Source organism: Nonomuraea sp. 3N208, assembly GCF_052245935.1.
Classification (GTDB): domain Bacteria; phylum Actinomycetota; class Actinomycetes; order Streptosporangiales; family Streptosporangiaceae; genus Nonomuraea.
Genome location: NZ_JBQQBR010000016.1, coordinates 57,253 through 74,483, shown reverse-complemented (window position 1 = coordinate 74,483; position 17,231 = coordinate 57,253). Strand labels below are relative to the sequence as shown.

Sequence of the window (17,231 nt, the reverse complement as noted above, 5' to 3'; positions counted from 1 at the left end):
GCGGTCTCAGGATAAGGCCCAGGCGTTAAAAGAACATCGTTCTCTTGTTAAGTGGACGATGTTCTGTTAACGTCCCGAGATGTGACCGAGATACGGATGCGAGTGAACGGCACCGAAGAGAAGCTCGACGTCGAGCCATGGGTCAGCCTGCTCGACGCGCTACGCGAGCGCTTGGGCGTGACGGGCCCGAAGAAGGGCTGCGACCAGGGCGCTTGCGGCGCGTGCACGGTCCTCGCCGACGGCGTGCGGATCAACGCCTGTCTGGCCCTGGCCGTCCAATACGCCGACAGGGAGATCACCACCATCGAGGGCGTGACCCCGCACCCCCTGCAGGAGGCGTTCGTCCGCCACGACGGGCTCCAGTGTGGCTACTGCACCTCGGGTCAGATCTGCTCGGCGATCGCCATGCTCGATGAGTATGCGGCGGGCATGCCGAGCGCGGTCTCCGCAGGCGCTCCGGAGCTCACGGAGGCCGAGATCAGGGAGCGGATGAGCGGCAACCTGTGCCGCTGCGGCGCCTACAACGGCATCGTGGACGCGATCAAGGAAGTGGCCGGATGAGACCGTTCGCGTACGTCAAGGCGCCCGACATCGACGCGGCCGTGCAGGCGGTGGCCGCCGACTCCGGCGCCAAGTTCCTCGGCGGCGGCACCAACCTGGTCGACCTCATGCGCGAGGGCATCGAGCGGCCTCTCACTGTCGTGGACGTCACCGGGCTGCCGCTCGACGAGGTGGCCGAGCTGCCCGGCGGCGGCCTCCGGATCGGGGCGCTGGTGCGCAACAGCACTCTGGCCGCCGACCGCCGGGTCCGGACCCGCTTTCCGGTGTTGTCGCAGGCGATCCTGGCCGGCGCCTCGGCCCAGCTGCGCAACATGGCGACCGTGGGCGGCAACCTGCTGCAGCGCACCCGCTGCCCATACTTCTACGATCAGGCGTCGGCCTGCAACAAGCGCGAGCCCGGCGCCGGCTGTGACGCGATCGGCGGGTTCAACCGCTCCCACGCGATCCTGGGCGTGAGTGACAGCTGCATCGCCACGCATCCGTCGGACATGTCCGTGGCCCTGCTCGCCCTGGACGCCGTCGTCGAGGCCCGGAGCGTGCGCGGCACGCGCCGGATCCCGCTGGCGGACTTCCACCTGCTGCCCGGCGACACGCCGCAGGTCGAGACCGCGCTCGCGGCCGACGAGCTGATCACGGCCGTCGAGGTGCCGCCGATCGCCGTCCCTTCCAGCTACCGCAAGGTCCGCGACCGGGCGTCGTACGCGTTCGCGCTGGTCTCCGTGGCGGCGGCGGTGGAAGTGAGGGACGGGACGATCATGGACGTCCGCCTGGCGCTGGGCGGCGTCGCCCCCAAGCCGTGGCGGGCGCGCGAGGCCGAGCAGGCGCTGCTCGGCGGCCCGGCGACCGAGGAGGCGTTCCGCCGTGCGGCCGACGCCGAACTGGCGGACGCGACCCCGCGGCCGGGCAACGCGTTCAAGAGCGGCCTGGCCCGCGCCACGATCACGGCCACACTGCGCGAGCTGACCAACGGAGGGGAAGCGGCATGACCACGACCGAGATCGAGCGCGCGACCGGCACGAAATACGTCGGCCGGCCGATCGACCGGCTCGACGGCCGGGCCAAGGCCACCGGCGAGGCCCGCTACGCGGCCGAGCACCACTACCCGGACCTCGCCTACGCCGCCCTGGTCCACGCGACGATCGCCCGCGGCCGCATCACCGCCATCGACACCGCGGCCGCCCGCGCCGTACCCGGCGTGATCGAGGTGCTCACCCACGAGAACGGCCCCGCCATGAAGCCCTTCAAGGTCAGCCTCCTGGACCCCCTCGGTGCGATGGCCTCCGGGACGTCGGTCAACTACCTGGCCACCGACGAGGTGCACTGGAACGGCCAGCCGGTGGCCGTCGTGGTCGCCGAGACGCACGAGGCCGCGCGGCACGCGGCGTCCCTGGTGCGGCCCGCGTACGAGGAGCTGCCGGCCGTGGTGGACTTCTCGGCGGAGGAGCCGAATGCCACCCCGCAGAAGCGCAGCATGCTGTTGGAGAGCGAGGCCGACAAGGGCGATGCGAAGGCCGCGCTGGAGGCCGCACCGGTGTCGGTGGACCTGCGGTTCACCACGCCGCCGCACAACCACAACGCCATCGAGCCGCACGCCACCACCGCCGCCTGGAACGGCGACCACCTGACCGTGCACGAGGCCACGCAGGGCATCCCGTGGGTGCGCAAGCAGCTCGCGCTGCGGTTCGGCGTGCCGGAGCGGAACATCCGGGTGCTGGCGCCGTTCGTGGGCGGCGGATTCGGCGGCAAGGGCCCGATCTGGGCGGGCACGCTGCTCGCCGTGCTGGCCGCGCGGGCGACCGGCCGGCCGGTGCGGCTGGCGCTCACGCGGGCGGGCGTCTACCACACGGTCGGCGGCCGTACCCCCAGCACACAGCGGGTCGCGCTGGGCGCCGACAAGGACGGCACGCTCACCGCCCTGATCCACACCAGTGTGGCCAGGACGGGAAGGGTCGGAGGCTGGCAGGAGCAGATCACCTCGGCCTCCCGGCACCTCTACGCCGCCCCCAACATTCACCTGCGCCAGCACCTCGTGCAGCTCGACCTGCTCCCCAACACCCCCATGCGGGCGCCGGGCGAGTCCATCGGCACCTTCGCCGTGGAGTCGGCCGTGGACGAGCTGGCCTGGGAGCTCGGTATGGACCCGATCGAGCTGCGCATGCGCAACGAGCCCGAGCGCAACCCGGTGGACGGCAAGCGGTTCGCCCGGCGATTCCTGCGGGAGGCGTACGCGCTGGGGGTCGAGCGGTTCGGCTGGAACGAGCGGGACCCGCGGCCCGGCGCCATGCGGGACGGGCGGTGGCTCGTCGGCATGGGCGTCGCGACCGCGTACCACCCCGCGATGCACCTGCCGGTGAGCGCCGCCGTGCGGCTGTCCGCGGACGGCGGGGTCGTGGTGCGCTGCGCCATGGCCGAGATCGGGGTGGGCGCGGCCACGGTGCAGGCGCAGATCGCCGCCGATGAGCTGGGCGTGCCGCTGGAGGCCGTACGCGTCGAGTCCGGCGACTCCGAGCTGCCGCTGGGCGCCATGGCGGGTGGCTCGATACAGACCGCGAGCGTGGCGTCGAGCGTGCTGGCCGCCTGCCGCAAGCTCAAGGAGTCCGCGCTGGCGCTGGCACGCCGGGCCCCGGACTCGCCGTTGCGCGGCCGGCGGCTGCCCGACCTGGAGGCCCGCGACGGCGGTCTCTTCCACGGGGTGAGCGGCGAGACGTACGCGGCCATCCTGACCCGGGCGGGGCGCGACCACCTGGAGAGCGAGATCAAGCCGGGCGCGCTCGGCATGGTGGGGACACTTCGCGACATGAGGCGCTGGGTGAAGGCGGCGTGCGGGGCGCAGTTCTGCGAGGTGCGGGTGGACCGGGACACCGGTGAGGTGCGGGTGTCGCGCTGGCTCGGTGTGTTCGACGTCGGCAGGGTGATCAACGCCAAGCTGGTGGCCAGTCAGCTTCGTGGCGGCATCGTGATGGGCATCGGCCTGGCGCTGTCGGAGGAGACGCTGGTCGACCCGCGCACCGGACGGATCGTGAACGCGAGCCTGAGCGAATACCACGTGCCCGTGCACGCCGACATCCCCCGCATCGACGTGCACTGGCTGGACGAGCCGGACCCGACCATGCCGCTCGGATTGGTCGGTGTGGGCGAGGTCGGCATCACAGGTGTCGGCGCGGCCGTCGCGAACGCCGTACGTCACGCCACCGGCAAGCGGATCGTCGACCTGCCCATCACTCTCGACAAGCTGCTGTGACAGCCGCGGCGGCGGCCTGGCCGGCCGCCCGTGCCGCCGTCGCCGCGCCCGGCGGATTCACCATCGCGGTGACGGTGGCCCCGTCGACCAGCACGAGCAGCTGCTCGGCGAGCAGGTTCGGGTCCGCCGTCCGCGCCTCGGTGGCCAGCCCGCGCAGATAGTCGCGCAGCCGCTGCTTGTGCCGCCGCACCACCTCACGCACCGCCTCCGACGTGGCGCCCAGCTCCCCGTAGGCGTTGACGAACCCGCACCCGCGGAAGTCGTCCTCCGCGAACCACCGCTCCAGCCACGTGAACACAGCGGCGATCTTGTTCTCGCGCTGCTCGACGTATGACGTGAGCGAGGACATCCACCGTTCGTCCCGCCGCTCCAGATACGCCACGACCAGCGCCTCCTTGGACGGGAAACACTGGTAGAGCCGCTTGAGCGACACCCCGGATGCCGCGCGCACGTCGTCCATGCCCACCGCCCGCAGGCCGCGCCCGTAGAACAGCTCGCCCGCCGCGACGAGGACCCGCTCCGCGTGTTCCATGCCACCTCACTTGCCTGGAGAACGGTCGTTCTCTAGGCTACCGGAGAACGTACGTTCTCCAGGAGGTTCCATGACCCGCCCACCTGTCCCGCCGTTCACGGAAGAGACCGCCCGCATCAAGGTCCAGGCCGCCGAGGACGCCTGGAACACGCGCGACCCGGACCGCGTCGCGCTGGCGTACACCGAGGACTCCGTCTGGCGCAACCGCGACGAGTTCCTCAAGGGGCGCGACGAGATCAGGGAGTTCCTGCGCCGCAAATGGGACAGGGAGCTGGACTACGCGCTGCGGAAGGAGCTGTGGGCGGTGCTGGGCGACCGCATCGCGGTCCGCTTCCAGTACGAGTCCCGCGACGCCTCCGGGCAGTGGTGGCGCAGCTACGGCAACGAGCAGTGGGAGTTCGACGAGTCCGGGCTGATGCGGCGCAGGGAGGCGAGCATCAACGACGCGCCCATCGACGAGAGCGAGCGCCGTATCTTCGGCCCGCGCCAGGGGACCGAAGGGCCGTTGCCGCTCAGGTGAGGTAACGCAGCCACAGGTACGGCGTCGACAACGCCACGGTCACGAACGTCACCACGATCCCGTACTTGGTGAACTGCCAGAAGCTGATCGGGGTGCCGTTGCGGGCGGCGATGCCGAGGATCACCACGTTGGCCGCCGCGCCGACGGCCGTGGCGTTGCCACCCAGGTCGGCGCCGATGGCCAGGGCCCACCACAGCACCTGGGCCCCGTCGTTCGCCTGGACCAGGTCCGCGACGATGGGGCTCATGGTGGCGACGTACGGGATGTTGTCGATGACCGCCGACAACCCGGCCGAGACCCAGAGCAGCAACATGGTCGTCAGCGCGAGCTGCCCGTGGGTGGCCTGCGCCGCCGCCTCCGAGATCTGCCGGATCACGCCGGTCTCCACCAGCGCCCCGACCATCACGAACAACCCCGCGAAGAACACCAGGGTCGGCCACTCCACCTCGCGGATGGCGTCCTCGGTCGTCACCTTGGTCGCCGCCACCAGCACCCCGGCCCCCAGCAGCGCCACGACCGACGGCTCGTAATGCAGCACCGGATGCAGCACGAACGCCGCCATCACCAGCGCGAGCACGGCCAGAGACTGCCAGAGCAGCCGGTGGTCGGCGATGGCCTCCCGCTCGTTCAACGTCATGATCTCCGCGGCGAGCTCTGGGTCGTACCTGAACGACTTCCTGAACAGCCACCGGCACAGCCCGACGAACACCGCGACCAGCACGATGATCAGCGGCGCCATGTGCACGAGGAAGTCGTTGAAGGTCAGCCCGCCCCGGCTGGCGATGATGATGTTCGGCGGGTCGCCGACCAGCGTGGAGGCGCCGCCGATGTTGGACGCCATGGCCTCGGCGATCAGGAACGGCGCTACGGGCAATGCCAGCCGCTCGCACACCAGGAACGTCACCGGCGCGATCAGCAGCACGGTCGTCACGTTGTCCAGCAGCGCCGACGCGGACGCGGTGATCACGATCAGCAGCGCCATGAGCCGGAACGGCCTGCCCCTGGCCCGCTTGGCCGCCCAGATGGCGAGGTACTCGAAGACGCCGGTCTGCTTGAGTACGCCGACGATGACCATCATGCCGAGCAGCAGGAAGATCACATTCCAGTCGATCCCGGCGTGCTCGTCGAAGAACGCCGCGTCGGCGTTGGTGGCATGGATCAGCAACATGATCCCGGCCCCGCCGAGCGCCGCCGCCACCCGGTGCACCTTCTCTGTGGCGATCAACGTGTACGCGGTGACAAAGGCGGCCACCGCCACCCAGGCCGTAACCGTCAAGGCGTCTCCAGGATCAGCGCGCGGGCCGCCGATTCGGACTTTCGGCCCACTTGCCGCAAAACCTATCAAGCATCGTCGCGCTCCAGCACAGGTCGTTTTCTACAATCGCTTGCACGATCTGCTCCAGAGCTTGGGGGACTGCAACAAAACTGCACATCCCTACGCATTGACTCGTCTAACAATCGGTTGCATAAAGGTGTGAAGCTCGCGAGCTTACGCGCAACACCACATGCAGTGAGGAACCCGTTCATGTCGCGACGGGTTCCGGTTCGCCACTGCGATCGGGCGCGTACCCCCTCGCGAGGGTCGAGTGCGCTCGGTCGCCTTCACAACCGGAGGCTCCATGGTGCGCAGAAGCAGACGATCAGTGCTCGCCGCGCTCGCGGCGGGTGTTGCCGCCGCGACGGCCGCGGCAACGGTGCTGCTGGGGGTGCCCAGCGCGTCCGCCGCCACGCTGCTCGGCGACGACTTCGAGGACGGTGACGCCACGGGGTGGTCGAGGTCCGGCGGCAGCTGGTCGGTGGTGACCGACGGCTCCAGGGCGTACCGGCAGTCCGGCACCAGCGCGGACGCCCGCGCGGTGGCCGGGGCCGGGGCCGGATGGGGCGACCAGGCGGTGCAGGCGCAGGTCAGGCCGATCGCGTTCAACGGCTCGGGCCGGCACGTCGCGGTGCTGGCCCGGGCGCAGACCACCAGCACCTACTACTTCCTCGGCCTGAGCAGCGCCGGCACGGTCGTCCTGGGCAAGCGCACCGGCGGCACGCCGATCACGCTCGCCACGGCCACGGTGGCCACCAGTGACTGGTACACCCTCCGGCTCGAAGCATTCGGCACGACATTGCGCGGCTTCGTGAACAACGTGCAGGTCGCCACGGTGACGGACACCTCGATCGGCTCGGGACGGGCGGGCCTGGCCGGCTACTACGCCAGTGCCTCGTTCGACGACGTGCTGGTGACGGACATCGGGGGCCCGACCGACCCGCCGACCAGCCCGACGTTGCCCCCGCCCGGCACGTGCGACACATCGGGTACGCCCACGGGGTTCGCCACCGTCAACGCCTGGGGCCAGAACGGCACCACGGGCGGCGCCGGTGGTCCGACGGTCGAGGTGGACACGGCCGGAGAACTGATCACCGCGATCGGCCAGAGCGGGCCGCTGAACATCTGCGTCCGCGGGATGGTCACAGTGCCGGCCGGCATGCACAACGTCGCCTCCGACAAGACGATCGTCGGCGTCGGCGCCGCGTCCGGCATCACCGGGGGCGGGTTCAACATCGGCCTGGCCGCGGACGACTCGATCACCTCGCCGCCCGCCAACGCCGTGCACAACGTCATCGTCCGCAACCTCGTCTTCCGGGGCGCCACCGACGACTCGATCAACGTCCAGATGTTCAGCCACCACATCTGGATCGACCACAACGACCTGGCCGACGGCTACGACGGGCTGGTCGACATCAAGCGCGGGTCGTCGTACGTCACCGTCTCGTGGAACCACGTGCACGACCACACCAAGACCATGCTGCTCGGCCACGACGACGACAACGACGCGCAGGACGTGGGCCGGTTGAAGGTCTCCTATCACCACAACTGGTTCGACCGGACGCCGCAGCGCAACCCGCGGGTGCGGTTCGGGGAGCCGGTGCACGTGTTCAACAACTACTACGTCTACAACACCGACGTCGGAGTGGCCTGCCAGGCGAACGCCGGCTGCCTGGTCGAAGGCAACTACTTCGAGCGGGTCGAGGAGCCGGTCAGCAACTCGTACGCCGGCCCGGGCGGCCGGTGCGTCGCCCGCAACAACGTGTTCGTCGACGAGTCCGGCACGCCGGACTGCAGCGGCAGCGTGCAGGAGCCCAGCACTTACTACAGCTACACCCTGGACGACCCGAACACGGTGAAGGCGTCGGTCACCGCCGGCTCCGGCACTGGGAAGATCTGAGGAGGCCGCCATGCTCTTCCGACTTGTCGCGGCCGCCGCGCTGGTCATCGCCCTGGTACCGGCGCCGGCGAGCGCCGCGGACGGCCCGATCGGGTTCGCCTCCGTGAACGCCCTCGGCCAGAATGGCGCCACCGGCGGCGCGGCCGGCACCGAGGTCACCATCACCACGGGCGCCCAGCTGCAGGACTACGCCGGCCGGGCGGGGGCTTACATCCTCCGCATCCAGGGCCGCATCCAGATCAGCGACATGGTCACGGTGGTCGCCAACAAGACCATCATCGGCGTCGGCTCGACCGCCGAGATCACCGGCGGCGGCCTCCAGCTCGGCTCCACGACCCGCCCCGGCAACAACGTGATCATCCGCAACATCAGGTTCACCGACGCCGAGGACGACTCCATCAGCGTCACCAACAAGGCACACCACGTGTGGATCGACCACAACGACCTGTCCGCCGGGTACGACGGCCTGCTGGACATCAAACGGGAGTCGGACTACGTCACCGTCTCCTGGAACAAGTTCCACCACCACAGCAAGGCGATGTTGCTCGGCCACTCCGACACCTACACCGCCGACATCGGCAAGCTGCGGGTCACCTACCACCACAACTTCTTCGACGGCACCGACCAGCGCCACCCGCGTGCCCGCTTCGGCGAGCCGGTGCACGTGTTCAACAACTACTACAGGAACAACTCCCTGTACGGCATCGCGTCCACGCAGAACGCCGGAGTGCTGGTGGAGGGCAACTACTTCGAGAACGTCGCCCACCCGATCCACGTCGGCTACGCGGAGAGCGACCCGGGCCGGGTGGTCGAACGGCGCAACGTCTACGTCAACTCGGGCGCGCCGGAGACGGCGGGCAGCGTCGTCGAGCCCGGTACGTACTACTCCTACACGCTCGACGACCCGGCGATCGTCCCCGCGAAGGTCCAAGCAGGAGCGGGCGTCGGCAAGATCTAGGGCGTCACCGTGGGGCGGCGCGGAGTCTCCGGGCCGCCCCCAACAATTTTCATCCCATGATGAATTCTTTGGCCCGTAGCGGGCATGCTGATGGAGGAAAGGAGCGCACAGAAGGGACGATCATGATGGCTGAAAGCACCGGCGTCCTGGTGTGCGGCGGTGGCCCGGCGGGCATGATGCTGGGCCTGCTGCTGGCCAGGGCGGGCATCGACGTCACCGTGCTGGAGAAGCACGGCGACTTCCTGCGCGACTTCCGGGGTGACACCGTTCACCCCTCCACCGTCCGGCTCATCGACGAGCTCGGCCTCGGTGAGGGCTTCCGAGCCCTGCCGCAGAGCCGCCTGAACAGGGTGGCGTTCCCCGCCGGCGACGGAAGCACGATCACCTTGGGTGACTTCGAGACGCTGCCCGCGCCGTACAACTACATCGCGATGGTGCCCCAGTGGGATCTGCTCTCCTTCCTCGCCAAGGCGGCGGAGGAGGAGCCCGGCTTCACCCTCCGCATGAACACCGAGGCCACCGCGCTGCTGCGCGACCGAGGGAAGGTCGTCGGAGTCGGATACCGCACGGCGGACGGCCGCGAAGGGCAGATCCACGCCGAGCTGACCGTCGCGTGCGACGGCAGGCACTCCACGCTGCGCCGGGACGCGAGCCTGGTGTCGAAGGAGTTCCGCGTGCCCTTCGACGCCTGGTGGTTCCGGCTGCCCAAGTTCGACCGCGACAAGGACGGGCCCGCCGCGGTGACGCCGGCCGCGCGAGGGGCGGAGGTGCTGATCTCTCTGGCCCGCGAGGACTACTACCAGCTGGCGTACCTCGCCCCCAAGGGCTCGGACGCGCGGCTGCGGACCGAGGGGGTGGAGCGGTTCCGTGAGCGCATCGCCCGCCTGCGGCCGGATCTCGCCGACCGGGTGGACCAGTTGCGGAGCATGGACGACGTCTTCGTGCTCGACGTCAAGCTGAACCGGCTCAAGCGCTGGTATCTCGACGGGCTGCTGCTCATCGGCGACGCCGCGCACGCGATGTCCCCGGCCGGCGGGGTGGGTATCAACCTGGCCGTTCAGGACGCGGTGGCCGCTGCCACGATCCTGGCCGAACCCCTGCGCCGGCACGCCGTCACCCGCAAGGACCTGGCGGCCGTGCAACGGCGCCGGCACCTCCCCACCGTGATCATTCAGGGTGCACAGCGGCTGCTCCAACGGGTGGTCTTCGAGGCGCAGTTCACGGGCAAACGGTCCGGACTGCCGAAGGCACTCCTCGTCCTCCCCCGCGTGGTTCCGGGGTTCCGCAAGATTCCTCCCCGGTTGGTGGGCTTCGGACCCCGCCCGGAACATGCGCCGGCCTTCGCCCGCAGAGCCGGCTGATCAGCACCGCTCAGTCGCCCGAGGGGCGAAGGCGTAAGGCGTCGCGAGCCGCGATCGCCGCACCCCGAGCCCCGGCCATGTCCAGGTCGGGGACGAGGGCGAAGACCGCGGCCCGCTGCTGCTCGACGCGGAGCACCGTGTGCCGGCGCACCTGCTCCAGCAGCCAGTTCCGGAACCGGGAGCCGGCCGCCACCACCCCTCCGCCCAAGAAGTACGCGTGCGGATCGGTGAAGTTGGCGGCGATGGTGAAGAGCCACCCGAGCGCCTTGGCCTGCTGCTCGAAGATCGCCAGCGCCATGGGGTCGTCGCGTTCGGCGTACGAGCGCAGCGCCTTGGCCGCGTAGGCGAGAGGCTCCGCGGCCAGGGCGTGGTCCGGAAAGCGGGTCAGCCAGTGGGGCAGCAGGTTCCGCTCGATCGCGGTCAATGAGGCGATGCTCTCGACGTCGCAGACATTGCCGCAGTTGCACACCGGTGGGGCTTGCCCGTCGTCGAGCAGGCCGCCGGGCGGCAGGCCGATGTGGCCGAGCTCGCCGGCCATGCCGCACGCGCCCCTGACGACGTGCCCGGACTCGACGACTCCGCCGCCCAGCCCGGTGCCCACGATCGCCGAAACCGAGGAGCGCCGCATCGCCTCCGGGCCGAAGTACGCGTGATGGGCGTAGAGGGCCGCCGCATTGGCGTCGTTGCTGTACACCACTGGCAGCTGCAGCTTGTCCTCGAGCGCCGTCCGGATGTCGTACCCGCCCCACTCGGGGTGGATGAAGTTCGTCGAGCCCCGCGCCGAGATCACTCCGTCGGCGCTGGCTGGCCCGGGCGTGTCCAGCCCGATCCCCGCCACAGCGGCCCTGCTGACGCCGGTGAGCTCCAGCACCTGATCCAGGGCTGAGGTGAGCGCCTGCAGGGCCGCGTCGGGACCTTCGCGGACGTGGCTGGGGGATTCGGCCATTCCCGGTACGAGGTAGTGACCGGAGGAGTCGAGGACGGTGGCGTTGTTCGTGGTGCCGCCGTTGTCCAGGCCGACGATGTACCACGGATTGGAGCCCATGGCCGCTCCTCACGCCTCGTGCCTCATGGTCAGACGTCGCCCTCAGCATGGCCGACCTCTAGCGGACCAGCAAGGTCCACTCCGGTCGTGGCCCAGACCAGGACGGTGGGGGCGAAGGGATGTTGTGGCCATTGCCACCCTTCGTCCCTGTCCCGAACGGAGGCGGAGGCAATGGCCGATCCTATTATCGGTGACATGCTGTGCTCATGAGACCACAATGAGTAATGATGGCTATGGGCGCGAGTTAGGGGTAAGGGCAAACCATGATCTTCTTGAGACGGACGGTTCAAGTCGCCGTGCTGACTCTCCTGGTCGTCCCGAGCACCGGCATCCCGCGGGCGTCGGCCACCACGCGCGAGCAGACCGACGCCGCGGCGGTGGCCCGCCGCATGCTGGCCCAGCTGAAGGTCGCCAAGCCCTTATCAATCCGTGGCTACAGCCACCGCCGCTTCCAGCCTCGATGGGCACATCACCGGGGCACGTGCGATGCCCGCGAGATGGTCCTGGCACGCGACGCCCGGCGCGTACGCAAGAACGCGGCCTGTCACCCGGTCAAAGCCCTCTGGTACAGCCCCTACGACGGAAAGTGGCTGAAGAGCGAAAAGCAGGTTGACGTCGACCATGTCGTGCCGCTGGCGTACGCCTGGCGCTCGGGCGCCAGCAGATGGAGCCAGGCGCGGCGACGCGCCTTCGCCAACGACCTCACCCGCCCGGAGCTGTTAACGGTCAGCCACTCCGTCAACATCGCGAAGGGCGGCCAAGGACCGCAGAGCTGGCGTCCCCCGCGCCGCGCCCATTGGTGCCGCTACGCCACCTCATGGATCGCCGTGAAACACCACTACCGGCTCTTCGTGACTCGAAAGGAGCGGGTGGCCCTGCTCAACATGCTCCGCACGTGTTGACTCACCGTTGGTCCTGCTCCCCGGGCCGGACGAGGCCGCTCTCGTACGCGGAGACGACCGCCTGAACTCGCGTGGTCAGGTTGAGCTTCATCAGGATCCGGGACAGGTGCGTCTTGACCGTGGCCTCACCCAGGTAGGGGCGGGCCGCGATCTGCGTGTTCGTCAGGCCCTGGGCCAGCAGCTTCAGCACGTCCGTCTCCCGGCGTCCTCGTCGAAGGTGGTCAGCACGATGACCTTGCTCTCGGGGTGGTCGCGGACGAGCCGCCGCGACGCTTCCAGCCCGTCCATCCTGGGCATCCGCACGTCGATGAGGACGACGTCCGGCCGGGTACGCGCCACCAGGTCGAGGGCCTCGACACCGTCGGACGCCTCGCCGACGACCTCGATGTCCGGTTCGCCGCTGAGCACCAGCCGCAGGCCCACGCGGATCATGGCCTCGTCGTCGACGAGCGCTACCGAGATTGTCATTCGCTCTTCCTACCGCGTGCGGGGAATGGGGAACCGGGCGCGGACCGCGAACCCGCCGTCCGGCTCGACACCGGTGTGCAGGCTCCCCTGGACCATCGCCAGCCGTTCGCGCATGCCGACCAGTCCGTGGCCGCCGCGCTTGGCGGCCGGCGCCGGCCGCCCCGGCTCGTTGCGTACCTCGAGCGTGAGGGCGTGGTCGGTGTAGCCGATGGTGACCGCGGTCGGCACCTCTCCGGCGTGCCGCAGCACGTTCGTCAGGGCTTCCTGGAGCACCCGGTAGGCGGTGAGGTCCAGGACGGGCGGAAGTTGTGGCGGCTCGGCGGGGGAGTCCAGGGTCACCTTCAGGCCGGCGGCGCGGACGTCAGAGATCAGCTCGCCGACGCGGACCAGTGACGGCACCGGCGCCGGGTGTTCGCCGTCGACGTGCTCGCGCAGGATGCCGACCAGGCCGCGCATCTCCTCCACCGTCTGCCGCCCGAGCCGCTCCAGCCCGGCCACGATCTCCTGCTCGGCCGGGCGGCCGGCGAGCAGCCGGCGCAGGCCTCCCAGTTGCAGGGTTATCACGCTGACCGAGTGCGCGACCGCGTCGTGCACCTCCCGGGCGATCCGCGTACGCTCCTGCGCGACCGCTGCCTGGGCGTTCGCCTCACGTTCGGCGTCGAGAGCGGCTGCCAGCTCGGCGAGCTTGGCGGCCCGCTCCCCGCTGCGCCGGGCGAGCAGCCCCATGCACCAGCCGGGCAGCAGGATCGCCGGGATGAAGAACAACTCCCACAACGACAGACCGGCGAAGATCGATGTGCTCGCGAAGGACACGGCCGCGGCGCAGAACCCCAGAAGTGAGCGCCGGACCGGCTCGCGCCAGCCGGCCCACGCCACCACCCCGATCATCCCGATCATCGCCGCGCCACCGACTCCCGGCGCGTCGAACGCGACCACGGGGATCGGCAGGCAGACGGCCGCCACGAGCGTGCCGGCCAGCGGATACCAGGTCGCGACCACCACCCCGGCCCCCAACAGGACACCCGAGACCCAGGTGGCGGTGGCACTGGCGCCGAAGAAGTCGTCGAGCAGTGTCTCCATCACGGCCAGGAAACCGATCAGCGGCCCGAACACCAGGGGAATGAGGCGGACGTCCCTCAGCCGGGTCATCGTCATGGCCACTGATGGTAACCAGGCACGGCATCGGCCGACTCCCCCGGACGGCGGACTCACGCAGGCCACGGCATCCGCCGTTCAGCGGACCCGGCCGGTGCGCCGTCCGCCGGATCGGGGAGCGATCACGGTACGAAACGACTGACGCGCCGGAGGGCGCCACGACGGGAGAGTTCTCCACGCAACGACCTGCAGACACGGAGGTACGACATGAGCCCCCTCACCCACACCGCCACGCCCGCCCCGGACGTGCTCCCCGACGACTCCTGCCGGACGAGCCGGTTCCTGCGGCGCGCCGGCGGCGCCGCCCTGATCAGCAGCCCTGTGCTGATGTTCGCCGGCATGATGACCTGCCCGCCCCAGGCCTCGGACGCGGCCGCCGACTACGTCACGTCGCTGGCCCGCGACAGTTTCCTGACGGAGTTGTCGGCGATCCTGCTGCACTACGGCCTGATCGCCGGCGCACTCGGCGCGCTCGCGGTGCCCAGGCTGGCGCGCTGAGCGCGGGGCTCGCCCGGGCGGGTGTCGTGGGCTGGTGGCTGACCGCGGTCTACCTCGCCGCCTTCGTCGGGATGATGTTCATCCCGATCGACCTGACGTACGTGGTCGGCACCGTGTTCGCCCTGCTGTTCCTGCCGCTGGGGGTGGCCGGCGTGCGCCTCTTCCAGCGCGAGCGCGCCACCGCCTGACCTCTCGTGCCGCTCCACTAGGTGCATGGTTCAGCTGTGCGGCAGTCTTGGGTGAGTGATGTCATTCAAGGACGAGCAGATCGCGAGGCTGGCCGAGTCCGGATGGGCTCGATGCCCGTCGGTGGTCGAAGCGGTGGCGCGCACCGGGCTGCCGGCGGTGACGTCCGGCTACCTGCGGACGGCCTTCCCCGGCGAGCTGTGGGATGCCGGCGAGCGGGCGGTGCTCGCGCTCCGCGACCACTTCGCCTCGGCTCGCTTCGCCGACGAGACGACGTACGGGATCCTGCTGGTGCCGGACCCGGGCAAGCTGGACACCCGGCGGCCGATGACTCCCGACGTCAGAGCCGGCCAGCTCGGCACGCCTGTGAATGACGTGTTCGACGACCGGCTGCCGGCGGGGGTTCTGGGCGTACGGAATGGCGTGCCGTGGACCATGGTGGCCACCGTCACCGGCGTCTACGGGCCGGCTCTGGGCAGTCACCACCAGGTCGTGGGCGGTCCGGCGGAGGCGTTCACGGTGGCCGGCGTCGACACCAGATCACTGATGATCCGTCAGCTCTGGGGAGCCCGGGTCCTGCAAGGTGGCCGCGACCTGCCTGATTGCGAATCCAACCAGAGTTGGACGTTCACCCTGTTCCCCGGCGAAGGTCTCACCGGTGGCTTGGCCGAGTCCGGCACCGTGCTCAAGGGCAAGGTACGGTTCCGGCTCGGCAAGCCGGATCGCGGCATCGGGTCAGCACGCGTGGCCCCCGCCATCGCCGTTGTCTGACCGAAAACCGTTGGACAACGCGTACACCTCACGGCCATGGTGGGCGGCATGCGACAGGAGATCTGGGACGTCGAAGTCGCTCAGAGCTATGACACGCCGGGGATCGGCATGTTCGCGCCCGAGGTCTTGGAGCCGACCGTGGACCGCCTCGCCGAGCTCGCGGGCGACGGACGAGCGCTCGAGTTCGCCATCGGAACCGGCCGCGTGGCCGTGCCGCTCGCCGAGCGAGGAGTTCCGGTAACCGGCATCGAGCTGTCACCTCCGATGATCGACCAACTGCGCACGAAAGTAGACGAAGCGACCATCCCGGTGATCGTCGGTGACATGGCGACTGCCGTCGCTCCGGGGGATTACTCGCTCGTCTACCTCGTCTTCAACACGATCTCCAACCTGCTCACCCAGGCCGAGCAGGTCGCGTGCTTCCGCAACGCCGCCCGCCACCTCACCCCCGGCGGGCGGTTCGTGATCGAGCTCTGGGTGCCTGAGCTGCGCAAACTCCCCCCGGGGCAGCAGGCCACGGTCTGGCTCTCCGAGCCCGGCTACATCGGCTTGGACACCTACGACGTTCTGCGCCAGCACGTGGTCTCGCACCACTTCAAGTTCGATGAGAGCCGGGAGGCTCGGCTTTACCGGAGCCCGCACCGCTTCATCTGGCCGGCCGAGCTGGACCTCATGGCTCAGCTGGCTGGGTTCGAGCTGGAGAGCAGGCATGCCGACTGGGCCGGAGCGGAGTTCACCGCCGAGTCGCGGTCCCACGTGTCCGTCTATCGCCTTCCGCCGGACTAGAAGGTCTTACAAGCGCTCCACAAGGTGCTCGCGGCCAGGCGGCGGCTCGTACGGCTCCGGCCAGTAATCAGTGATCCGGCTGATCAGGCCCCGGCCGGAGAGCTCGGCGTTGTCGACGTAGGCATGCACGACGTTTCGGGTTCTGGATGTCTCGTCCACGCACCGGACCTTATACGCGAGCACCGACATTCGATCTCGGAAGAAAGCGCAGGCACAAGCGACGATTCTGCCCCTGGACGGCAGTCCTACCTGTGATGGATCAGCGCCGACCTTCCCCGGAGGACCTCGCCATGACGGCCCCGAAACCAGCCCTGCGCCGCCGTAACGACCTCTGGCCGCTGGTCCACTCCGAGCGCGCCGCCCTGGCGGCCGACCTCGCCGATCTGACCGACGAGCAATGGGCGACGCCCTCCCTGTGTACGGGGCTGACGGTGCGCGACGTGCTCGCCCACCTCGTCGCGGCGGCGCGGCTCAACGCCGTACGGTGGCTCGCGGGCGTCATCCGCTGCCGTTTCGACTTCGACAAGCAGGTGACCATGCGGCTCACCGAGCAACTGGGCACGTCCCCCGCCGAGACGCTCGACAGGTTCCGCCAGGTCATCACCAGCACCACCAAACCGCCCCTGCCGACCATGGCGATGCTGGGCGAGACGATCGTGCACGGTGAGGACATCCGCCGGCCGCTCGGCATCCACCGCACCCATCCGATCGACACGCTCACCCTGGTGGCCGACTACTACAGTCGCTCCGACCAGGTCGTCGTCGCCAAGGGCCGAATCCGCGGCCTGCGCCTCGCCGCGAACGACGGACCCTTCACCACCGGTTGCGGCCCTCTCGTGGCCGGTCGCACGCTGGCGCTGACGATGGCGATGACGGGGCGGACGGCGTACTGCGACGAACTCGACGGACCCGGAGTCACCACCCTGCGCGCCCGCTGCGGAACCCCCTGACCGGGACACGCCCTGACGGGCAGATCAACCGATCCGGCGGCGGGGCGATGAACAGCAGCCGGCGTCTCTTGCCAGGGAAGGA

The 17,231-nt window shown here is 69.8% G+C and carries 18 protein-coding genes and 1 pseudogene; 13 read left to right on the top strand and 6 right to left on the bottom strand.

All coding sequences use genetic code 11. The annotated features are described in order from the left end of the window. Nucleotides 1-96: 96 nt before the first annotated feature. Genes ACTWPT_RS24645 through ACTWPT_RS24635 form a run of 3 tightly spaced genes read left to right on the top strand, consistent with a single transcriptional unit; the run spans nt 97 to nt 3,802 of the window. A complete protein-coding gene (locus ACTWPT_RS24645) occupies nt 97-561 on the top strand; it encodes a 2Fe-2S iron-sulfur cluster-binding protein (protein WP_327590971.1) in 465 nt (154 codons plus the stop codon). Further along, nucleotides 558-1,547: an FAD binding domain-containing protein gene (locus tag ACTWPT_RS24640; RefSeq protein WP_443179798.1), complete on the top strand. Its 990-nt coding sequence runs from the start codon at nt 558-560 to the stop codon at nt 1,545-1,547. The genes ACTWPT_RS24645 and ACTWPT_RS24640 overlap by 4 nt, the downstream gene beginning before the upstream one ends. Beyond that, nucleotides 1,544-3,802 carry a xanthine dehydrogenase family protein molybdopterin-binding subunit gene (locus ACTWPT_RS24635; protein ID WP_443179797.1) on the top strand — a complete coding sequence of 753 codons (2,259 nt, stop codon included), beginning with the start codon at nt 1,544-1,546 and terminating at the stop codon, nt 3,800-3,802. The genes ACTWPT_RS24640 and ACTWPT_RS24635 overlap by 4 nt, the downstream gene beginning before the upstream one ends. Here the strand turns inward: ACTWPT_RS24635 and ACTWPT_RS24630 are convergent. Then, entirely contained in the window at nt 3,780-4,334 is a 555-nt protein-coding gene (locus tag ACTWPT_RS24630) for a TetR/AcrR family transcriptional regulator (RefSeq protein WP_443179796.1), read from the bottom strand. The genes ACTWPT_RS24635 and ACTWPT_RS24630 overlap by 23 nt on opposite strands. A gap of 70 nt (nt 4,335-4,404) precedes the next feature. Between ACTWPT_RS24630 and ACTWPT_RS24625 the strand changes: the two genes are divergently transcribed. Next, complete coding sequence (locus ACTWPT_RS24625) at nt 4,405-4,854, top strand: nuclear transport factor 2 family protein (RefSeq protein WP_443179795.1); 450 nt, start codon at nt 4,405-4,407, stop codon at nt 4,852-4,854. On the opposite strand, the gene ACTWPT_RS24620 is transcribed toward ACTWPT_RS24625, so the two are convergent. Further along, the gene (locus tag ACTWPT_RS24620) at nt 4,847-6,130 is read right to left on the bottom strand and encodes an ArsB/NhaD family transporter (protein WP_443179794.1); all 1,284 of its coding nucleotides are present in this window, start codon (nt 6,128-6,130) and stop codon (nt 4,847-4,849) included. The two genes, ACTWPT_RS24625 and ACTWPT_RS24620, sit on opposite strands and share 8 nt — an antisense overlap. A gap of 343 nt (nt 6,131-6,473) precedes the next feature. On the opposite strand from ACTWPT_RS24620, the gene ACTWPT_RS24615 reads away from it, so the two are divergent. From ACTWPT_RS24615 to ACTWPT_RS24605, 3 genes are all read left to right on the top strand, one after another. After that, complete coding sequence (locus ACTWPT_RS24615; protein WP_443179793.1) at nt 6,474-8,069, top strand: pectate lyase family protein; 1,596 nt, start codon at nt 6,474-6,476, stop codon at nt 8,067-8,069. 10 nt (nt 8,070-8,079) lie between these two features. Next, on the top strand, nt 8,080-9,027 hold the full coding sequence (locus tag ACTWPT_RS24610; RefSeq protein WP_443179792.1) for a pectate lyase family protein: 948 nt from the start codon (nt 8,080-8,082) through the stop codon (nt 9,025-9,027). 122 nt (nt 9,028-9,149) lie between these two features. After that, complete coding sequence (locus ACTWPT_RS24605; protein WP_443179791.1) at nt 9,150-10,388, top strand: FAD-dependent oxidoreductase; 1,239 nt, start codon at nt 9,150-9,152, stop codon at nt 10,386-10,388. A gap of 10 nt (nt 10,389-10,398) precedes the next feature. Here ACTWPT_RS24605 and ACTWPT_RS24600 read toward each other — a convergent pair whose 3' ends face one another. After that, nucleotides 10,399-11,433, bottom strand: coding sequence for an ROK family protein (locus tag ACTWPT_RS24600; RefSeq protein WP_443179790.1), 1,035 nt, complete (start codon nt 11,431-11,433; stop codon nt 10,399-10,401). 263 nt (nt 11,434-11,696) lie between these two features. Between ACTWPT_RS24600 and ACTWPT_RS24595 the strand changes: the two genes are divergently transcribed. After that, nucleotides 11,697-12,335 (top strand): HNH endonuclease family protein, encoded by a 639-nt coding sequence (locus ACTWPT_RS24595; RefSeq protein ID WP_443179789.1) that lies wholly within the window; start codon nt 11,697-11,699, stop codon nt 12,333-12,335. A gap of 1 nt (nt 12,336) precedes the next feature. Here ACTWPT_RS24595 and ACTWPT_RS24590 read toward each other — a convergent pair. Further along, nucleotides 12,337-12,803 (bottom strand): annotated as a pseudogene (locus ACTWPT_RS24590) (response regulator transcription factor). 9 nt (nt 12,804-12,812) lie between these two features. Further along, on the bottom strand, nt 12,813-13,958 hold the full coding sequence (locus tag ACTWPT_RS24585; protein WP_443179788.1) for a sensor histidine kinase: 1,146 nt from the start codon (nt 13,956-13,958) through the stop codon (nt 12,813-12,815). Between the two features lie 207 nt (nt 13,959-14,165). Between ACTWPT_RS24585 and ACTWPT_RS24580 the strand changes: the two genes are divergently transcribed. Genes ACTWPT_RS24580 through ACTWPT_RS24565 form a run of 4 tightly spaced genes read left to right on the top strand, consistent with a single transcriptional unit; the run spans nt 14,166 to nt 16,199 of the window. Further along, nucleotides 14,166-14,456 (top strand): hypothetical protein, encoded by a 291-nt coding sequence (locus ACTWPT_RS24580; protein ID WP_443179787.1) that lies wholly within the window; start codon nt 14,166-14,168, stop codon nt 14,454-14,456. A 26-nt stretch (nt 14,457-14,482) separates the two neighbouring features. Then, entirely contained in the window at nt 14,483-14,644 is a 162-nt protein-coding gene (locus ACTWPT_RS24575; RefSeq protein WP_443179786.1) for a hypothetical protein, read from the top strand. A 58-nt stretch (nt 14,645-14,702) separates the two neighbouring features. Next, nucleotides 14,703-15,413: a hypothetical protein gene (locus tag ACTWPT_RS24570; protein WP_443179785.1), complete on the top strand. Its 711-nt coding sequence runs from the start codon at nt 14,703-14,705 to the stop codon at nt 15,411-15,413. Nucleotides 15,414-15,461: 48 nt separating this feature from the next. Then, entirely contained in the window at nt 15,462-16,199 is a 738-nt protein-coding gene (locus ACTWPT_RS24565; RefSeq protein ID WP_443179784.1) for a class I SAM-dependent DNA methyltransferase, read from the top strand. 6 nt (nt 16,200-16,205) lie between these two features. Here the strand turns inward: ACTWPT_RS24565 and ACTWPT_RS24560 are convergent, their stop codons facing one another. After that, the gene (locus ACTWPT_RS24560; protein WP_443179783.1) at nt 16,206-16,358 is read right to left on the bottom strand and encodes a hypothetical protein; all 153 of its coding nucleotides are present in this window, start codon (nt 16,356-16,358) and stop codon (nt 16,206-16,208) included. Between the two features lie 131 nt (nt 16,359-16,489). Between ACTWPT_RS24560 and ACTWPT_RS24555 the strand changes: the two genes are divergently transcribed. Next, nucleotides 16,490-17,149 (top strand): maleylpyruvate isomerase family mycothiol-dependent enzyme, encoded by a 660-nt coding sequence (locus tag ACTWPT_RS24555; protein ID WP_443179782.1) that lies wholly within the window; start codon nt 16,490-16,492, stop codon nt 17,147-17,149. The last annotated feature ends 82 nt before the right edge of the window (nt 17,150-17,231 follow it).

Coding starts and splice junctions, on each gene's coding strand:
- ACTWPT_RS24645 (WP_327590971.1), top strand. CDS start 97: ATGCGAGTGAACGGCACCGAAGAGAAGCTCGACGTCGAGCCATGGGTC.
- ACTWPT_RS24640 (WP_443179798.1), top strand. CDS start 558: ATGAGACCGTTCGCGTACGTCAAGGCGCCCGACATCGACGCGGCCGTG.
- ACTWPT_RS24635 (WP_443179797.1), top strand. CDS start 1,544: ATGACCACGACCGAGATCGAGCGCGCGACCGGCACGAAATACGTCGGC.
- ACTWPT_RS24630 (WP_443179796.1), bottom strand. CDS start 4,334: ATGGAACACGCGGAGCGGGTCCTCGTCGCGGCGGGCGAGCTGTTCTAC.
- ACTWPT_RS24625 (WP_443179795.1), top strand. CDS start 4,405: ATGACCCGCCCACCTGTCCCGCCGTTCACGGAAGAGACCGCCCGCATC.
- ACTWPT_RS24615 (WP_443179793.1), top strand. CDS start 6,474: ATGGTGCGCAGAAGCAGACGATCAGTGCTCGCCGCGCTCGCGGCGGGT.
- ACTWPT_RS24610 (WP_443179792.1), top strand. CDS start 8,080: ATGCTCTTCCGACTTGTCGCGGCCGCCGCGCTGGTCATCGCCCTGGTA.
- ACTWPT_RS24605 (WP_443179791.1), top strand. CDS start 9,150: ATGATGGCTGAAAGCACCGGCGTCCTGGTGTGCGGCGGTGGCCCGGCG.
- ACTWPT_RS24600 (WP_443179790.1), bottom strand. CDS start 11,433: ATGGGCTCCAATCCGTGGTACATCGTCGGCCTGGACAACGGCGGCACC.
- ACTWPT_RS24595 (WP_443179789.1), top strand. CDS start 11,697: ATGATCTTCTTGAGACGGACGGTTCAAGTCGCCGTGCTGACTCTCCTG.
- ACTWPT_RS24585 (WP_443179788.1), bottom strand. CDS start 13,958: ATGACGATGACCCGGCTGAGGGACGTCCGCCTCATTCCCCTGGTGTTC.
- ACTWPT_RS24580 (WP_443179787.1), top strand. CDS start 14,166: ATGAGCCCCCTCACCCACACCGCCACGCCCGCCCCGGACGTGCTCCCC.
- ACTWPT_RS24570 (WP_443179785.1), top strand. CDS start 14,703: ATGTCATTCAAGGACGAGCAGATCGCGAGGCTGGCCGAGTCCGGATGG.
- ACTWPT_RS24565 (WP_443179784.1), top strand. CDS start 15,462: ATGCGACAGGAGATCTGGGACGTCGAAGTCGCTCAGAGCTATGACACG.
- ACTWPT_RS24555 (WP_443179782.1), top strand. CDS start 16,490: ATGACGGCCCCGAAACCAGCCCTGCGCCGCCGTAACGACCTCTGGCCG.